We start from the raw sequence: 14539 nt of genomic DNA, 5'->3' as shown, positions 1-14539 counted from the left end.
ACTATATGAGCGTATCTAAAAAAACATGATGTTCCGCCATTCGTTTAGACGACTTCCATTTCTTTTGTGGATTGCCCGCCGAATGACTCGAAATGTATATTCTGTTCTGGAATTCCCAGCTCTTTTAGTATATAAATCATCTCCTGTGTAAACACCGGGGATCCGCATAGATAAAATTGGCCTTTCCCTTCTCCAACCACTGATTGAAGAAATAGACGGTCAATGCGGGAAGCTGCCTTTTCAACAAGCTCACCCTTACCAGACTTCGCAAATTGTTCATTACATAACATGATGCGGCCATGCGGAGCTGATGCTAGAACGCTTTCAAATTCATTTTCAAAAGCGGTGACATCCTCTAATCGATCTGCATGAATCATTGTAAATGGATGGCTGTTTTGCGCTGCTGTTTTCAATAAACCGATCATTGGCGTGACTCCAGAACCAGCACTAATGAAATAAACAGGCTCTTTTGTGGCTTCTTGCAAGCAGAACATTCCCTGCGGCATACTCACTTGAAGAACGTCTCCTTCTTCCATTTCATCATGCAAAAATGTAGACACATGACCATCGCGCTTCACTGTGATGCGGTAATAAGATGGATGATGGTGATCTGATAAGCTGTATTGTCTGCTACACATATAAGCCTCACCTGGCATATCTGCCTGAACCGTAATATATTGACCTGCTTCAAACATTGGCAGCTCTGATTCATCTTCTGGTACTAAGTAAAAGGAGATCAGCGCTGGAGATTCCTGTACCTTTTTCTTTATCACAAACGGCTTCACATCTGCCCATCCACCTGGTTGCTTTACATTCACCTCCATCATTTCTGCTTCAATCGTGATAAAAATATTTGCAATGATGTCATATGCGGCCTTCCAAGCTAAAAGCGTGTCATCTTTTTCCGTTAAACCAAACACTTCTTTCATCGCTTCAATTAGGTAATATCCGACGATTGGATATTGCTCTTTTTTGACCATCACACTGACATGCTTATGGGCAATCTGTTTGACCGCAGGAAGTAATTCTTCTAATCGATCGATGTGCAGTGCAGCTTGGTATAGTGTCGCAGCAAGCGCCTCTGGCTGACTTCCGTTCATGAGGTTTGTTTGATTAAATTGATTGAGTAGCTCTGGATGCTGACGAATCATATTTTGATAAAAAACAGTCACAAGGTTGGTTCCCTCGCCTTTTAATAGAGGGGCTGATTGTTTAATAGCATTCATTTGATCTATAGATAACATCGTCATTCCTTCTTTCAAAAGATGTATTTTAAATACATCTTTATCGTAACGGATGACAGCTTATAAAAGCAATATTTATAATACATGTTTTAAACATTGACACATTTAACACTTTCTCGAACAGTTTTTGTCTAAAATGTGTTACGATAATACAAAACTCTATCAGGTTTAGAGGTCGTCAAAATGAAACTAACGAATTATACAGATTTCTCATTAAGAGTACTCATTTATTTAGCATCAAGAGAGAACAATGAACTGTCAAATATTCAGCAGATCGCCGATGTTTATGGCATCTCTAAAAATCATCTGACAAAGGTGATTTATCATCTTGGAAAACGCGGCTATGTTGAAACGATCCGTGGAAGAAATGGCGGAATTAGGCTTGGGAAAAGCCCAGAAAGCATTAACATTGGAGAGGTTGTCCGTTATACAGAGGATGATTTAGTCATGGTTGAATGCTTTGATCCAAGGAAAAACAGCTGTATCATTTCCCCGATTTGTTCATTAAAGCATGTACTTCATGAAGCACTTACTGCTTACTTGCGCGTTCTTGACCAATACACATTAAAAGACTTAACTCAAAACAAAGATGCTCTTAGAGAGCTCCTCCTTTAGGCGAAAGAATTCTATTCTTTCGTCTTTTTCTTTACCTTCTTGTAATAATAATTAATTTAAAATTATTATAAATAGATATTGACTATCATGTTTGATTCAATATAATTAGGGTATATAGATTGCTAGAAACCATTTTTTTGTTTACAGGAGGAGAAAAGAATGACAAATTCAAATCATAAAAATTTGACAACGAACCAAGGCGTACCTGTTGGCGATAACCAAAACTCAAGAACAGCTGGTCACCGCGGACCTACATTTCTTGATGATTACCATTTGATTGAAAAACTTGCACACTTCGATCGTGAACGCATTCCAGAGCGTGTTGTTCATGCGAGAGGCGCCGGCGCTTATGGTGTGTTTGAAGTTGAAAATAGTATGGAGAAACATACAAAAGCAGCCTTCTTAAGTGAAGAAGGAAAACAGACAGATGTTTTTGTTCGCTTCTCAACAGTTATTCATCCTAAAGGTTCACCTGAAACATTGCGTGATCCGCGCGGCTTTGCTGTCAAATTTTACACAGAAGAAGGCAACTATGATCTAGTTGGTAACAACTTGCCGATCTTCTTTATACGTGATGCATTGAAATTCCCTGATATGGTTCACTCTCTCAAGCCAGATCCTGTAACCAATATCCAAGATCCTGACCGTTATTGGGATTTTATGACCTTAACACCTGAATCCACTCATATGCTCACATGGCTCTTCTCTGATGAAGGAATCCCTGCGAGCTACGCTGAAATGCGCGGTTCTGGTGTGCATACATTTAGATGGGTCAACAAATATGGTGAAACAAAATATGTGAAATATCACTGGAGACCTTCAGAAGGTATTCGTAATTTATCTATGGAAGAAGCAGCAGAAACCCAAGCGAATGATTTCCAGCATGCGACAAGAGACTTATATGACCGCATTGAAAATGGCAACTACCCAGCATGGGACTTATATGTCCAGTTGATGCCGCTTAGCGATTATGATGATCTTGATTATGATCCATGTGATCCAACAAAGACATGGAGCGAAGAAGATTACCCGCTTCAAAAAGTAGGACGCATGACACTGAACCGCAATCCTGAGAACTTCTTTGCTGAAACAGAGCAAGCTGCTTTCACACCAAGTGCACTTGTTCCAGGAATTGAAGCATCTGAAGATAAATTGCTTCAAGGTCGTCTGTTCTCTTATCCAGATACGCAGCGTCATCGTCTTGGTGCCAACTATATGCGCATTCCGGTGAACTGTCCTTATGCACCTGTACACAATAATCAGCAGGATGGCTTTATGACAACGACTCGTCCAAGCGGTCATATTAACTATGAACCAAACCGTTACGATGATCAGCCAAAAGAAAATCCTCACTACAAAGAAAGTGAACAAGTTCTTCACGGTGATCGTATGGTGAGACAAAAAATTGAAAAACCAAACGATTTCAAACAAGCTGGGGAAAAATATCGAAGCTACTCAGAAGAAGAGAAACAAGCATTGATCAAAAACCTAACAACTGACCTGAAAGACGTAAATGACAAAACAAAATTACTTGCGATCTGCAACTTCTATCGTGCAGATGAAGATTACGGACAACGATTAGCCGATTCACTTGGCGTGGATATCCGCTCATACCTTCAAGGAAGCATGAAATAATTGATCCGGAAAGGGCACCTCTAATAAAGAGGTGCTCAGATTGTAGACAAAGGGCTAAAATGATTTTTATTTTAGCCCTTTGTCTTCTTTTCAGCGTGATAGAAAACCTTTGCAGTCTAGGCAGGGCGAGCACCGGAGCGGAGCGAATTTGACATTCGTGAGTACCGAAGCGCAGACCTGACAAAGAATGCGAGGGTTTGTCTACACGCTGGGCACCTCTAATAAAGAGGTGCTTTTTTTATAACCGGAATACGTTAATACTAATCAAATGACCGGTCACCGGGTGAAAATAGATTTCTGCATGCGCAGCAAAAAGCGTTGAGCCTTCCTTCACGGTGACGCGAAAAACATCCTTTGTCTGATCTTCATTTACTTGTGTACGCCCGATATATTGATAATCGTTTAAAACGGCGCCTTCATATTCCTCTTGCAACGCTGTGTACGCAAGTCTTTCCCAATTTTCAACAGGCTGCGTCGCTGCATTTGTTGCAGGATGGATCATGAAACTGCCAAACAAAACCATTCCCGCTGCAAAAGGCACCCACCATTTCGGCTGCATGATATCATTGATCTCACTTTCATGTATATTTTGTTTATGTTGTGCTGATCGATCCATTTTCATACATGAAGCATTTATTCAGCCTATAATTCCCGGTACACGATTGATGCGGACACCAACTTTTCCCCTGAAAATGTCGATATGTTCCGAGCAAACTAATGAGGACTTCTCAAGGGAAAGGAGAAGGTTTGATGAATGTGGCGGATTATGATAAAGCACTTTATTATACGCATCGCTCGCAATGGGATAATTTACTTATTCTTATGGTACGTACGCAAGATGACTTGCTCTCGAAACGTATTGAGCATTTCTTACACGCGTATCAATTTAACCGGAACGATGCTGATGTTGAAAAATGTTTATATGGGCTCCTGCAGTACATTGACCATGCTTCAGAGGCCGCTGCTTCTGAAGTTTATTCACAACCGATGTACACATAAAGAAAAAGGCTGATTATCAGCCTTTTTACATACATTTAGCAGTGCGCAGTGATTGGAAGCATAAAGTGGCCTTTTACCCAATCTCGTTTTGTATAAACAAACAGCGCATCCTCGTCATTTGGTGCCTTCACCGAGTGTAAGCCGTCAATTGACGTATCAGGTGTAAAATAGAACATCACTTTTTCCGTCGTTTCATTCACAATATGTGCAACAACTTCCTCTATATTTTGTGGATCGAGAGAAATGATATCAAAGACATGTATGGTTTCATTTTCTTCATTCATCAGAACAATCGTATCCAACGCTTCAATATAGAAAAGGGCATCCGGCCAAACCAATGTAAAATAAAACATCAATAAGCTGCCATGATACTTAGCGTCTAATTTCTTTGAGCCCGTTTGGCGTTTTTCTGCGAACTGTTCAAGTAATGGCAGGTCATGTTCCAATGTCAGCTGCTTGAGACGCATGTCCTTTTTTATATGAATGGCGCTTTTGCTGATATCTAGACTAAACTCACTTTCGTGGTACCGTGTAAAGCCGAATTTTGGATAAAAATCCAGTACAGTTTCATTGGCAAAAAGAAAAATCAAATCACAATCATGTTCGTACGTATCCATAATATGCTCCATTAACTTTGTCGCTAATCCTTTATGGCGATAGGCTTGATCCGTCATCACCGTGCCAATTTGAACAGCTCGATACGTTTTTCCATCAATGATCAGTGACATGAGGTAAACGGAAGCGTTTGAGATCACTTTCCCGTGATGGACAAAGGAATAAGGAATATATTTTTTATCCCAATACCCTCTTTTGTACCAGTCACTAAAATCCAAATCAAATGTATTGATCGCTAGCTTATTAAAGCTTTCTTTCAATTTTTCATTATGACGATAATCACTCACTAATTCATATGTCTCCATGCTCATTTCCTCCTTTTATCATTTCACCTTTAGTCAGCCGGTTTATCACCTCCTTCAAAATAAAAAAAAGACTTGATGAGCATATACTCATCAAGTCTTTTATCGTTCTACTTTTAGAAATTAGACTGGACATGCTTCTCTTTTCACGCAAAAGGGCACGTCAAATAAACCAACAACCGTGCTCTTTTTATTCAATTCATTGAACTGAATGTGCGCTTAAAAGTTTTAGCATAACGACTAAATTCCCTTCTATTATAGCAGCTCTTTAGGCTGACTTTTTTGATAATCCACTGCATACAGAGCCGCTTGGGTACGATCTGCCAGCTCTAGTTTTGATAATACATGAGATACGTGCGTTTTGACAGTTTTTTCAGAAATAAACAAGGATGAGGCAATTTCTTTATTGCTTTTCCCCTTTGCAATTTCGAATAAGACATCTCGCTCTCTATTGGTCAGCTCTTTCATTAACTCCCATTTTTGCTCTTTTGGCTCAGTCAAATGCTGCACAAGAAAATTGGTGATATGACCATCTAATTGATAGGTGCCCTTTTGTACGTCAATCATTGTCGTAAGAAGTTTTTCTGGCGCTACATCCTTGAGCTGATAGGCTTTTGCCCCTGCTTGAATGGCGGGAATAACATAATCTTTATCCGCATAACTTGTCAGGATCACAATGCGGGTATCAGGCATTTCCAGCGTCATTTGTTTCGTTGCCTCAATGCCATTCATTACAGGCATCGATAAATCCATGAGAACGATGTCAGGCCGCGTTTGTCTGACAATTTCTAATGCTTCTTCTCCATTAGAAGCCTCACCAACAATTTCGACGTCAGGCTGTGTCTGCAGGAAAAACACAAGCCCTTTTCTCACAATATGATGATCATCTGCAATGACAACTCTCATGACGACCCCTTCCTTTCTTGAGAAAATGGCACCTTCACTTGAATAGTGGTCCCTTTACCGAGCTCAGACTCTATACAAAATGTTCCACCAGCTCTTTTGATACGGTCAGACATCCCTTTCAGACCAAGAGAAGGGAGGCTCATTTGCTCGTCATACTGAAACCCTTTACCGTGGTCGATGATTTTCATCTCAAACGTGTCTTTTGATTGTTCCAGCTGGACTTTAACTTCCTCTACTTCCGCATGTTTTTGACAATTATTCAGCGCTTCCTGGCATACCCGAAACAACGTTTCATGCTGAGTATGATCCATCTCCATACAACCTGATAACGATAATGTACAGCGTAATCCTAAAAGCTTTGCATACTCTTGAATCCCTGTTGTGAATCCTTTTTCAAGTCCTCTTGGCCTTAGCTGCCAAATGAGTGAACGCATTTCAACCAGTGCATCTTGTGACAAATGCTGAATAAAATCAATCATTTCCCCTAGATTCTGATCGTTTGTCATTTGACGGGCGGCTTTAGCAGTCAGGCTGACTGAAAATAGCATTTGGTTAACGGAATCATGTAAGTCCTGTGCAAGCCGGTTTCTTTCTTCCAAAAGAGCATGCTGATGTTCGTTTTGCACAAGCTTCATCCGTTGAATGGCGGTACCAATTTGAAGCGCAATGCTTTCAAGCAAGTTCAATTCTTCTTGCGTAAATGTGACTTTTCCTTTTGCCGCCACATTCAATAACCCGAACGTACGCTTACATGCTTTGAGGGGAACCGTCGCATGATGTGTAATTCCTTCAGTATCCCCAAGCTGCTTTTTAACCGCCGTTTCGATGCGTTTACAATTCATAATGTTTGTGGCTGATTGGAGTGAGCCCTTTGTGTATCGATTGATGCAATAGCAATCGTTTTGGCACATGAGCTGCTTTTGATGCTTTGCCAGCGCTTCTGGTAAGGAGACCTCTGCCATCAGTTCGTACGAGCCGTCTTTTTCTATAAAATAAATCCATGCGGAATGAAAGCCTGTGACATCCATCAGCATATGGAGCACTTCATGAAGCGTATCTTTTATTTCCAAGCCTTCATTTAGCTTTTCAGCAATTTCTTTTAGTGTTTTTAATGTTTCAACCTTCTCTTGATATTCTCCCATACTGTTTACCCCCGGCATTTGCTGCCTTCTCTTTTCATTACGCTCATTATATCATGAGCATTCTGCCGGTTCTTTCGCTAAAAGGATGATTTTTTCTCATCCTTTTGATGGAGAAAAAGCCATCATGTATTCACACAATGGCCTTGTTTGTTTATTTAGCTGTTTCTTCCACAATTTCATAAACGACTTTCATCACTTCTTCTGACAAATGCTTCAGCTTTTCTTCGCTATCTGTTAACGATGTACCTTTGACGGCAATATAAAATTTCACTTTAGGCTCAGTTCCGGAAGGTCTTAAGCAGAACCACGAACCATCCTCAAGGAAATATTTCAGCACGTTTGATGCTGGAAGGTGAATGGTTTCTTCTTTCTTTTCGGCAATCAGATATCTTTGACTTGATTGGTAATCCTCGATGACAGTGATGCGCTGACCCGCGATAGCAGCTGGCGGATTTGTTCTAAAGGTATGAAGGATCGCTGAAATTTGCTCTGCTCCTTCTTTTCCTTTTAAGGTTAACGACTTTAACCCTTCTCGGTAAAATCCAAACTCCTTGAAAATATCAACTAGCGCATCGTACAAGGACTTGCCTTGTTTTTTATAGAAAGCAGCGACTTCGACAGCTAACAGCGCTGCTTGCACCGCATCTTTATCTCGAGCAAAGTCACCGATCAAATAGCCATAGCTTTCTTCGTACCCGAATTGAAACGTGTATTCTCCGCTCTCTTCGAATTGCTTGATTTTTTCACCGATAAATTTAAAACCAGTAAGCGTGTCAATCGTATGGGCACCAAATGCTGAAGCAACAGCACGCCCAAGCTCACTTGTGACAATCGTTTTCATCACAACGGGACGAGGCGGCAGCTGACCAAGCTTTTGTTTTTCAGACAATAAATAATGGAGCAATAGGGCTCCTGTTTGGTTGCCTGTTAGGACGGTAAACTCTCCATCTTGATCTCTGACCGCAATACCTAGCCTATCCGCATCTGGGTCTGTTGCAATGAGGATATCGGCATTCTGCTTTTCGCCAAGCTCGATCGCATACTCAAATGCTGCATGCTCCTCTGGATTTGGCGATGTCACTGTTGAAAATTGTGGATCTGGTCTTTCCTGTTCAGGTACAACGGTTACATGCTGATAGCCTAAAGCTTGAAGCCCTTTTCGGACAGGCTCGTTGGCCGTACCATGAAGCGGTGTGAAAACGACTTTGACATCGACCTCATCTGCCAGCTCAGGGTGCACACTGATGGTTTTTAATTTTTCAATATAAGCATGATCGATTTCTGCTCCGATCATGTTGATCAGCCCTTGTTGCTTTAACGTTTCTTCTGAATCAACTGAAATCGACAGTTCATTTTCTATTGCATCTACTTCTTGAATGACTTGATCTGCTTGAAGTGGCGGCAGCTGTCCGCCGTCTTCTCCATATACTTTATAGCCATTATATTCTGGTGGATTATGACTTGCTGTTACGACAATCCCAGCAAATGCATTCAGCTCTCGAACAGCAAAGGAAAGCTCCGGTGTTGGACGCAGTTCGTCAAACACGTATGTTTGGATGCCCTGCGAGGCAAGTGTTTTGGCTGCTTCCATCGCAAATTCAGGCGATTTATGGCGTGAATCATATGCAATGGCGACGCCTCTTCTTTTTGCATCCTCTCCATGTTTCGCAATATACGCAGCAAGACCTGCAGATGCTTTACGAACCGTGTACACATTCATTCGGTTCGTACCAGCACCAATCTCCCCGCGCATTCCTCCAGTACCGAACTCAAGGTTTTTGTAGAAACAGTCTTCAAGTGCTTGTTGATTATCTTGATGTGCCTCCAGCCATTCCCTTAGCTCAGTATCCAGGTGCTTCTCATTGATCCATCGCTCATAATTCGTCTTCCAACTCATGGTCGTCCTCCCAGCTCTTATCATCAATAAAATAACCTCTACTGCTATTTTATATGGAATCATCCTTTATGTCATGCTATATCATTGGGAGATGAAGAAAATGCGAACAAATAAAAAAGCCGATGCATGATCGGCTTTTCTTTTATTCAGCATCAAGCGGTACAACTGCTTCATGGAATAGTTGATCTAGTTCTGTTTGATGCTTCTGTTTTACTGCTTCATCCCAGCCAAAACGCTCTGCCATATAATCAGCGACAGGCTGTGCATATTTTTTTGCCCAGTTGATATTAAATAGTAGGCTTCCTGTTCTTCTTAAGAAGAAATCGACAGGAGTAACAGCTAATTCTTCTTCGATTGCATAGACAAGCTCTGCGAGTACATACGCTGGAATGTTTCGTTTGTCTGCTTCACCTTGAAGCTGCTCTACACGCTTAAAGAGACTGCTGACGTTTGAGCCATATTTTTCGGCAAGTTTTTGAGCAATCGGTTCTGTTAAACCAACAGATGCACCTTCTGCTGTTTTCGCTTGGACAAAGGAAGCCATATTTTTAGATCCGCCTACATGACCGCCTGAAATTGGCATGTGCTTTGTTTTACATGGTCCAAAGTCTTTGCCTGTTTCTTCTTTTAGTCCATCACGTACAAGATTCACAATATGCTCAGCCATTTTGCGGTAGCCTGTTAATTTACCGCCAGCAATGGTGATTAAGCCTGAAGATGATGTCCATACTTCATCCTTACGAGAAATTTCTGAAGGGTCTTTGCCCTCTTCATGAATGAGTGGACGAAGACCAGCCCAGTTAGATTCAACATCTTTTTCTGTAATATTGAGATCAGGGAACATGTATTGAATCGCATTGATGACATAATCACGATCTGCTTTGGTCATACGCGGATGTTCCAGCTGCTTTTTGTACACTGTATCTGTTGTACCAACGTACGTTTTGCCTTCTCTTGGAATCGCAAAGACCATCCGTTTATCAGGTGTGTCAAAGTAGATCGCTTGTTTTAATGGGAAGACTGATTGGTCGAATACTAAGTGAATACCTTTTGTATGCTGTAAGTGCTTCCCTTCTTTTGAGTGATCCTTGTCTCTTAGTTGATCGACCCACGGACCTGTCGCATTGACGATTTTCTTCGCATATACATCGTATGTTTTCTGCGTCATGACATCTTCAATGACAACACCGACAACTTTGCCTTTATCATAAATAAATTCTTTTACTTTCGCATAGTTGACCGCTTCTGCTCCGAATTTCACAGCCTCTTTCATAACTTCGATTGTGAGGCGTGCATCGTCCGTACGGTATTCAACATAGTAGCCGCCGCCTTTTAAGCCGTCCTTTTTCACAAGCGGTTCTTTTGCAAGTGTTTCCTTCGCGCTCAGCATGCTTCTGCGTTCGCTATGCTTGACGCCAGCTAAAAAGTCATACACTCTAAGCCCAATGGATGTTGAAAACTTACCGAATGTCCCGCCTTTATGCATCGGAAGAAGCATCCATTCTGGTGTTGTTACATGAGGACCGTTTTCGTATACAATGGCACGCTCTTTACCGACCTCTGCGACCATTTTTACTTCAAATTGTTTTAAATAACGAAGTCCACCGTGCACTAGTTTCGTTGAGCGGCTAGATGTACCTGCTGCGAAATCCTGCATTTCTGCAAGACCGACACGCATTCCGCGTGAAGCCGCATCAAGTGCTGTACCCGCGCCTGTAATACCCCCACCAATGATAAACACATCATATGGTTTTTTTGTCATTTCCTGCAGCATTTGTTCTCTTTCTAAGCTAGAAAAAGTCATCTCTTGTTCCTCCCATGTTGTACGGTAAAGAAAAAGAGACCGCAAACACCCAAAGCGTATTTCTACACTTCGGTGCCTGCGGTCTCTCCAGTTCTCCAACCGTTCTATTAACTTAATTGAAGTATATCATACTTTTGGTTTATTTGAAAGCTTGAGCTGCTTTTACAGCCTTTTTCCACCCGCTATATAACGAGTCACGGCTGCCTTCCTCCATCTTAGGTTCAAAGCGCTTGTCAAGGTTCCACTGTTTTGCAATGTCTGAACGGTCGTTCCAGAAGCCAACTGCTATTCCCGCAAGATAGGCCGCACCGAGTGCCGTCGTTTCATTAATTTCTGGACGCTCTACAGGCACATCCAGTAAATCACTTTGGAAGCCCATTAAGAAATCATTCTTTACAGCTCCGCCATCCACACGCAATGTTTTTAATGAAATATTTGAATCCTTTTCCATCGCATCTAACACATCTTTCGTTTGATAAGCAAGTGATTCTAACGTTGCACGGACAAAGTGCTCTTTAGAAGTACCGCGTGTTAACCCGAATACAGCGCCTCTGACATCACTATCCCAGTATGGTGTGCCTAGACCAACGAATGCCGGAACGACGTATACGCCATCTGTTGACTCAACGCGCTCTGCATAAGCTTCGCTGTCTTTCGAGTCTTTAAACATTCTGAGTCCATCACGCAGCCATTGAATCGCTGAGCCAGCAACGAAAATACTTCCTTCTAAAGCATATTCAACTTTGCCGTCAATGCCCCATGCAATCGTCGTTAATAAACCATGATCCGACTTAATGGCTTTTTCCCCTGTATTCATCAACATGAAACATCCTGTACCATATGTGTTCTTCGCCATTCCTTCTTCAAAGCAAGCCTGACCGAATAAAGCAGCCTGCTGATCTCCCGCCGCTCCTGCAATCGGAATATTTCTGCCGAAGAAGTGATAGTCAGTTGTTTCACCATAAATGTGTGAAGATGGTTTCACCTCTGGAAGCATAGAAGCCGGTACGCCAAGGATATCAAGTAATTCTTCATCCCATTTCAGATCGTAAATGTTGAACATTAATGTTCTTGACGCATTGGAGTAATCTGTGACGTGTGATTTACCGCCTGTCATCTTCCAAATAAGCCAAGTATCGATTGTGCCAAACAGTAAGTCGCCATTTTCTGCTTTCTCACGGGCACCTTCAACATTGTCTAAGATCCATTTTACCTTTGTACCTGAGAAATAAGCATCAATAAGAAGACCTGTTTTATTTCTAAACGTTTCATTGTGTCCTTGTTCTTTTAACTCTTCACAAATGCCAGATGTTTGTCTTGACTGCCAAACAATTGCATTGTAAATAGGTGCGCCTGTATGTTTATCCCAAACAACCGCTGTCTCACGTTGGTTCGTAATTCCGATACCAGCGATTTGGTCTGCTTCAATTCCTGATTCAATTAAAGCAGTTGAAATGACCGATAGAACAGAGCTCCAAATTTCATTTGCATTGTGTTCTACCCAGCCTGGGTTCGGAAAATATTGATTAAATTCCTTCTGAGTTGTATGTGCAATTTTGCCTTCTTGATCAAATAAGATCGCTCTTGTGCTTGTTGTCCCTTGATCTAGTGCAAGAATATATTTTTCTTTTGTCATGATGTTTTCCTCCCCTTACATACTTTCATTTACAGCATTTGTTTGGTTTTTCGTAGTGATATAGAGTCCTAACAATACCACAACTAAAATAACGCTTACAATCCAAAAGGCTGGAGTGACGTTCGCTTTAAAGGCTGCATTATAGAAAACACCGCCAAATGCGCCGCCTAAAATTGGACCAACGACTGGCACCCAAGCATACTTCCAGTTCGATGGGCCTTTCCCTGGAATCGGCAAGATCGCATGTGCGATTCTCGGACCTAAATCACGTGCAGGGTTAATTGCATAACCAGTTGTTCCACCTAAAGAAAGACCAATTGCAACAATTAAGAAACCAACAATCAGCGGATTGACTCCGTCTGCAAATTTATTTGCACCAATCGCTAAAATTCCTAGAACCAATACAAATGTACCGATGACTTCACTAAGTACGTTTGCAAAAGTATGCGGAATCGCAGGACCAGTTGAGAATACGCCTAGCTTTGCACCTGGATCATCTGTTGCTTTCCAGTGCGGTAAGTAATGTAAAAAGACAATAGTAGCCCCTATTAATGCGCCAAGCATTTGACCAACAATATACATTGGAACATCAGCCCAAGGAAAACTTCCTTCTAGCGCAAGCCCAATTGTGAGTGCAGGGTTTAAATGAGCTCCACTAATTCCACCAGTTGCATATGCTGCAATGGCTACTGCAAATCCCCACCCGAAAGCGATTACAATCCAGCCGGATTGATATGCGAGTGATTTCTTTAAATTAACTGCCGCACACACACCGCCTCCAAAAATAATGAGCAGCATTGTACCTACGACTTCTCCCCAAAATGGTGTCATGAAAAATTCCTCCTCTGGTTCAGTTGCCATCCCCTATGAATGTGTAGAAAAGATAAAGAAAAAGATCCACAACAAACATACTTTACATCAGGGTCATTTGTCACCTAGTAAAGCGTTGTTGTGGATCTCCGTTTCTCCATCACATGATATTAACTTAGTGCTATAGTATCAGAGGATGAAAACGTTGTCAATAAATATTCACATTTTATCTTTTCACTTTTGGAACGCTTTCCAAAGGGTGGTATTTGAGGTCGTCACTGCTGTAGCCCCTGCTTCAAGCGCTCTTTCTACATCTTCTTTTGTACGGATAAATCCGCCTGCAAAAATCGGGATCCCAGTTCGCTCGCGCACTTCTGTAATTAAATCTGGCACGACGCCCGGCAATACTTCAATAAAATCTGGACGATGTTTCCCAACGAACTCCATGCTTTTTTCCATGGCACTCGTATCAAGTAAAAACATTCGCTGAATGGCATATACCTTTTTTTGCTTGGCTTTTACTATGACAGAAGACCTAGTAGAAATAATTCCTGCTGGCTTCATTTCCTGACAAATAAATTCCGTTCCATACTCATCATGTTTAATCCCGTGAATGAGATCGACATGGACAAACATTTTTTTGTGATGAGCATTTGCCTCATTCATGATGCCCTTAAGCCGGCCTAAGTGAACATCAAGTAAAACACCATATGTAAATGGACTTTTTAAAAATTCCTCAAATTGCTTCATATTGCGTACAGCAGGTAAAATGGGTTGATCATGAAAACTCATAAGCCGTCTCCTTCAAAAGTGTATTGAATCAGTCTTCTCCTAACAGTAATTGAAACTCTTCTATTTTTCAATACACCTAGTGTGCCCAATACCGATTTCATCTCACATCATCTTCAGAGAACTAGCTCAAAATGATGAAAAG

At 41.5% G+C, this 14539-nt stretch carries 13 protein-coding genes; 3 read left to right on the top strand and 10 right to left on the bottom strand.

What is annotated here, in order from left to right:
* Positions 1-44 precede the first annotated feature (44 nt).
* Positions 45-1244: a globin domain-containing protein gene (locus tag QRN39_RS03045; protein WP_284906190.1), complete on the bottom strand. Its 1200-nt coding sequence runs from the start codon at positions 1242-1244 to the stop codon at positions 45-47.
* Positions 1245-1427: 183 nt separating this feature from the next.
* Here QRN39_RS03045 and QRN39_RS03040 point away from each other — a divergent pair, with 183 nt between their 5' ends.
* On the top strand, positions 1428-1859 hold the full coding sequence (locus QRN39_RS03040; RefSeq protein ID WP_050945422.1) for an Rrf2 family transcriptional regulator: 432 nt from the start codon (positions 1428-1430) through the stop codon (positions 1857-1859).
* Positions 1860-2018: 159 nt separating this feature from the next.
* The gene (locus QRN39_RS03035; protein WP_284906189.1) at positions 2019-3494 is read left to right on the top strand and encodes a catalase; all 1476 of its coding nucleotides are present in this window, start codon (positions 2019-2021) and stop codon (positions 3492-3494) included.
* Between the two features lie 238 nt (positions 3495-3732).
* On the opposite strand, the gene QRN39_RS03030 is transcribed toward QRN39_RS03035, so the two are convergent.
* Positions 3733-4116, bottom strand: coding sequence for a YqzG/YhdC family protein (locus tag QRN39_RS03030; RefSeq protein WP_137054851.1), 384 nt, complete (start codon positions 4114-4116; stop codon positions 3733-3735).
* 128 nt (positions 4117-4244) lie between these two features.
* On the opposite strand from QRN39_RS03030, the gene QRN39_RS03025 reads away from it, so the two are divergent.
* A complete protein-coding gene (locus QRN39_RS03025) occupies positions 4245-4493 on the top strand; it encodes a YhdB family protein (RefSeq protein ID WP_024426598.1) in 249 nt (82 codons plus the stop codon).
* Positions 4494-4528: 35 nt separating this feature from the next.
* Here the strand turns inward: QRN39_RS03025 and QRN39_RS03020 are convergent, their stop codons facing one another.
* From QRN39_RS03020 to QRN39_RS02985, 8 genes are all read right to left on the bottom strand, one after another.
* Positions 4529-5413, bottom strand: coding sequence for a GNAT family N-acetyltransferase (locus QRN39_RS03020; RefSeq protein WP_284906188.1), 885 nt, complete (start codon positions 5411-5413; stop codon positions 4529-4531).
* Between the two features lie 252 nt (positions 5414-5665).
* Positions 5666-6316 carry a response regulator gene (locus QRN39_RS03015; RefSeq protein WP_003212112.1) on the bottom strand — a complete coding sequence of 217 codons (651 nt, stop codon included), beginning with the start codon at positions 6314-6316 and terminating at the stop codon, positions 5666-5668.
* Entirely contained in the window at positions 6313-7458 is a 1146-nt protein-coding gene (locus QRN39_RS03010) for a GAF domain-containing sensor histidine kinase (protein ID WP_106035894.1), read from the bottom strand. Before QRN39_RS03010 ends, QRN39_RS03015 begins: the two co-directional genes overlap by 4 nt.
* Positions 7459-7609: 151 nt before the next feature.
* Positions 7610-9355: a phospho-sugar mutase gene (locus QRN39_RS03005; RefSeq protein ID WP_284906187.1), complete on the bottom strand. Its 1746-nt coding sequence runs from the start codon at positions 9353-9355 to the stop codon at positions 7610-7612.
* Positions 9356-9497: 142 nt separating this feature from the next.
* Positions 9498-11159: a glycerol-3-phosphate dehydrogenase gene (gene glpD / locus QRN39_RS03000; RefSeq protein WP_113386892.1), complete on the bottom strand. Its 1662-nt coding sequence runs from the start codon at positions 11157-11159 to the stop codon at positions 9498-9500.
* A gap of 139 nt (positions 11160-11298) precedes the next feature.
* Positions 11299-12795, bottom strand: coding sequence for a glycerol kinase GlpK (glpK, locus tag QRN39_RS02995; protein WP_003212099.1), 1497 nt, complete (start codon positions 12793-12795; stop codon positions 11299-11301).
* A gap of 15 nt (positions 12796-12810) precedes the next feature.
* Entirely contained in the window at positions 12811-13626 is an 816-nt protein-coding gene (locus QRN39_RS02990) for an MIP/aquaporin family protein (protein ID WP_003211784.1), read from the bottom strand.
* Positions 13627-13839: 213 nt separating this feature from the next.
* Positions 13840-14397: a glycerol-3-phosphate responsive antiterminator gene (locus QRN39_RS02985; protein WP_003212480.1), complete on the bottom strand. Its 558-nt coding sequence runs from the start codon at positions 14395-14397 to the stop codon at positions 13840-13842.
* Positions 14398-14539 lie beyond the last annotated feature (142 nt).

The sequence above is a fragment of the Bacillus sp. lyk4-R2A-2 genome (assembly GCF_030209735.1).
Classification (GTDB): domain Bacteria; phylum Bacillota; class Bacilli; order Bacillales; family Bacillaceae; genus Bacillus; species Bacillus pumilus.
Note: the sequence above shows the minus strand (reverse complement) of the source record. Positions and strands in the feature narration are given on the sequence as shown.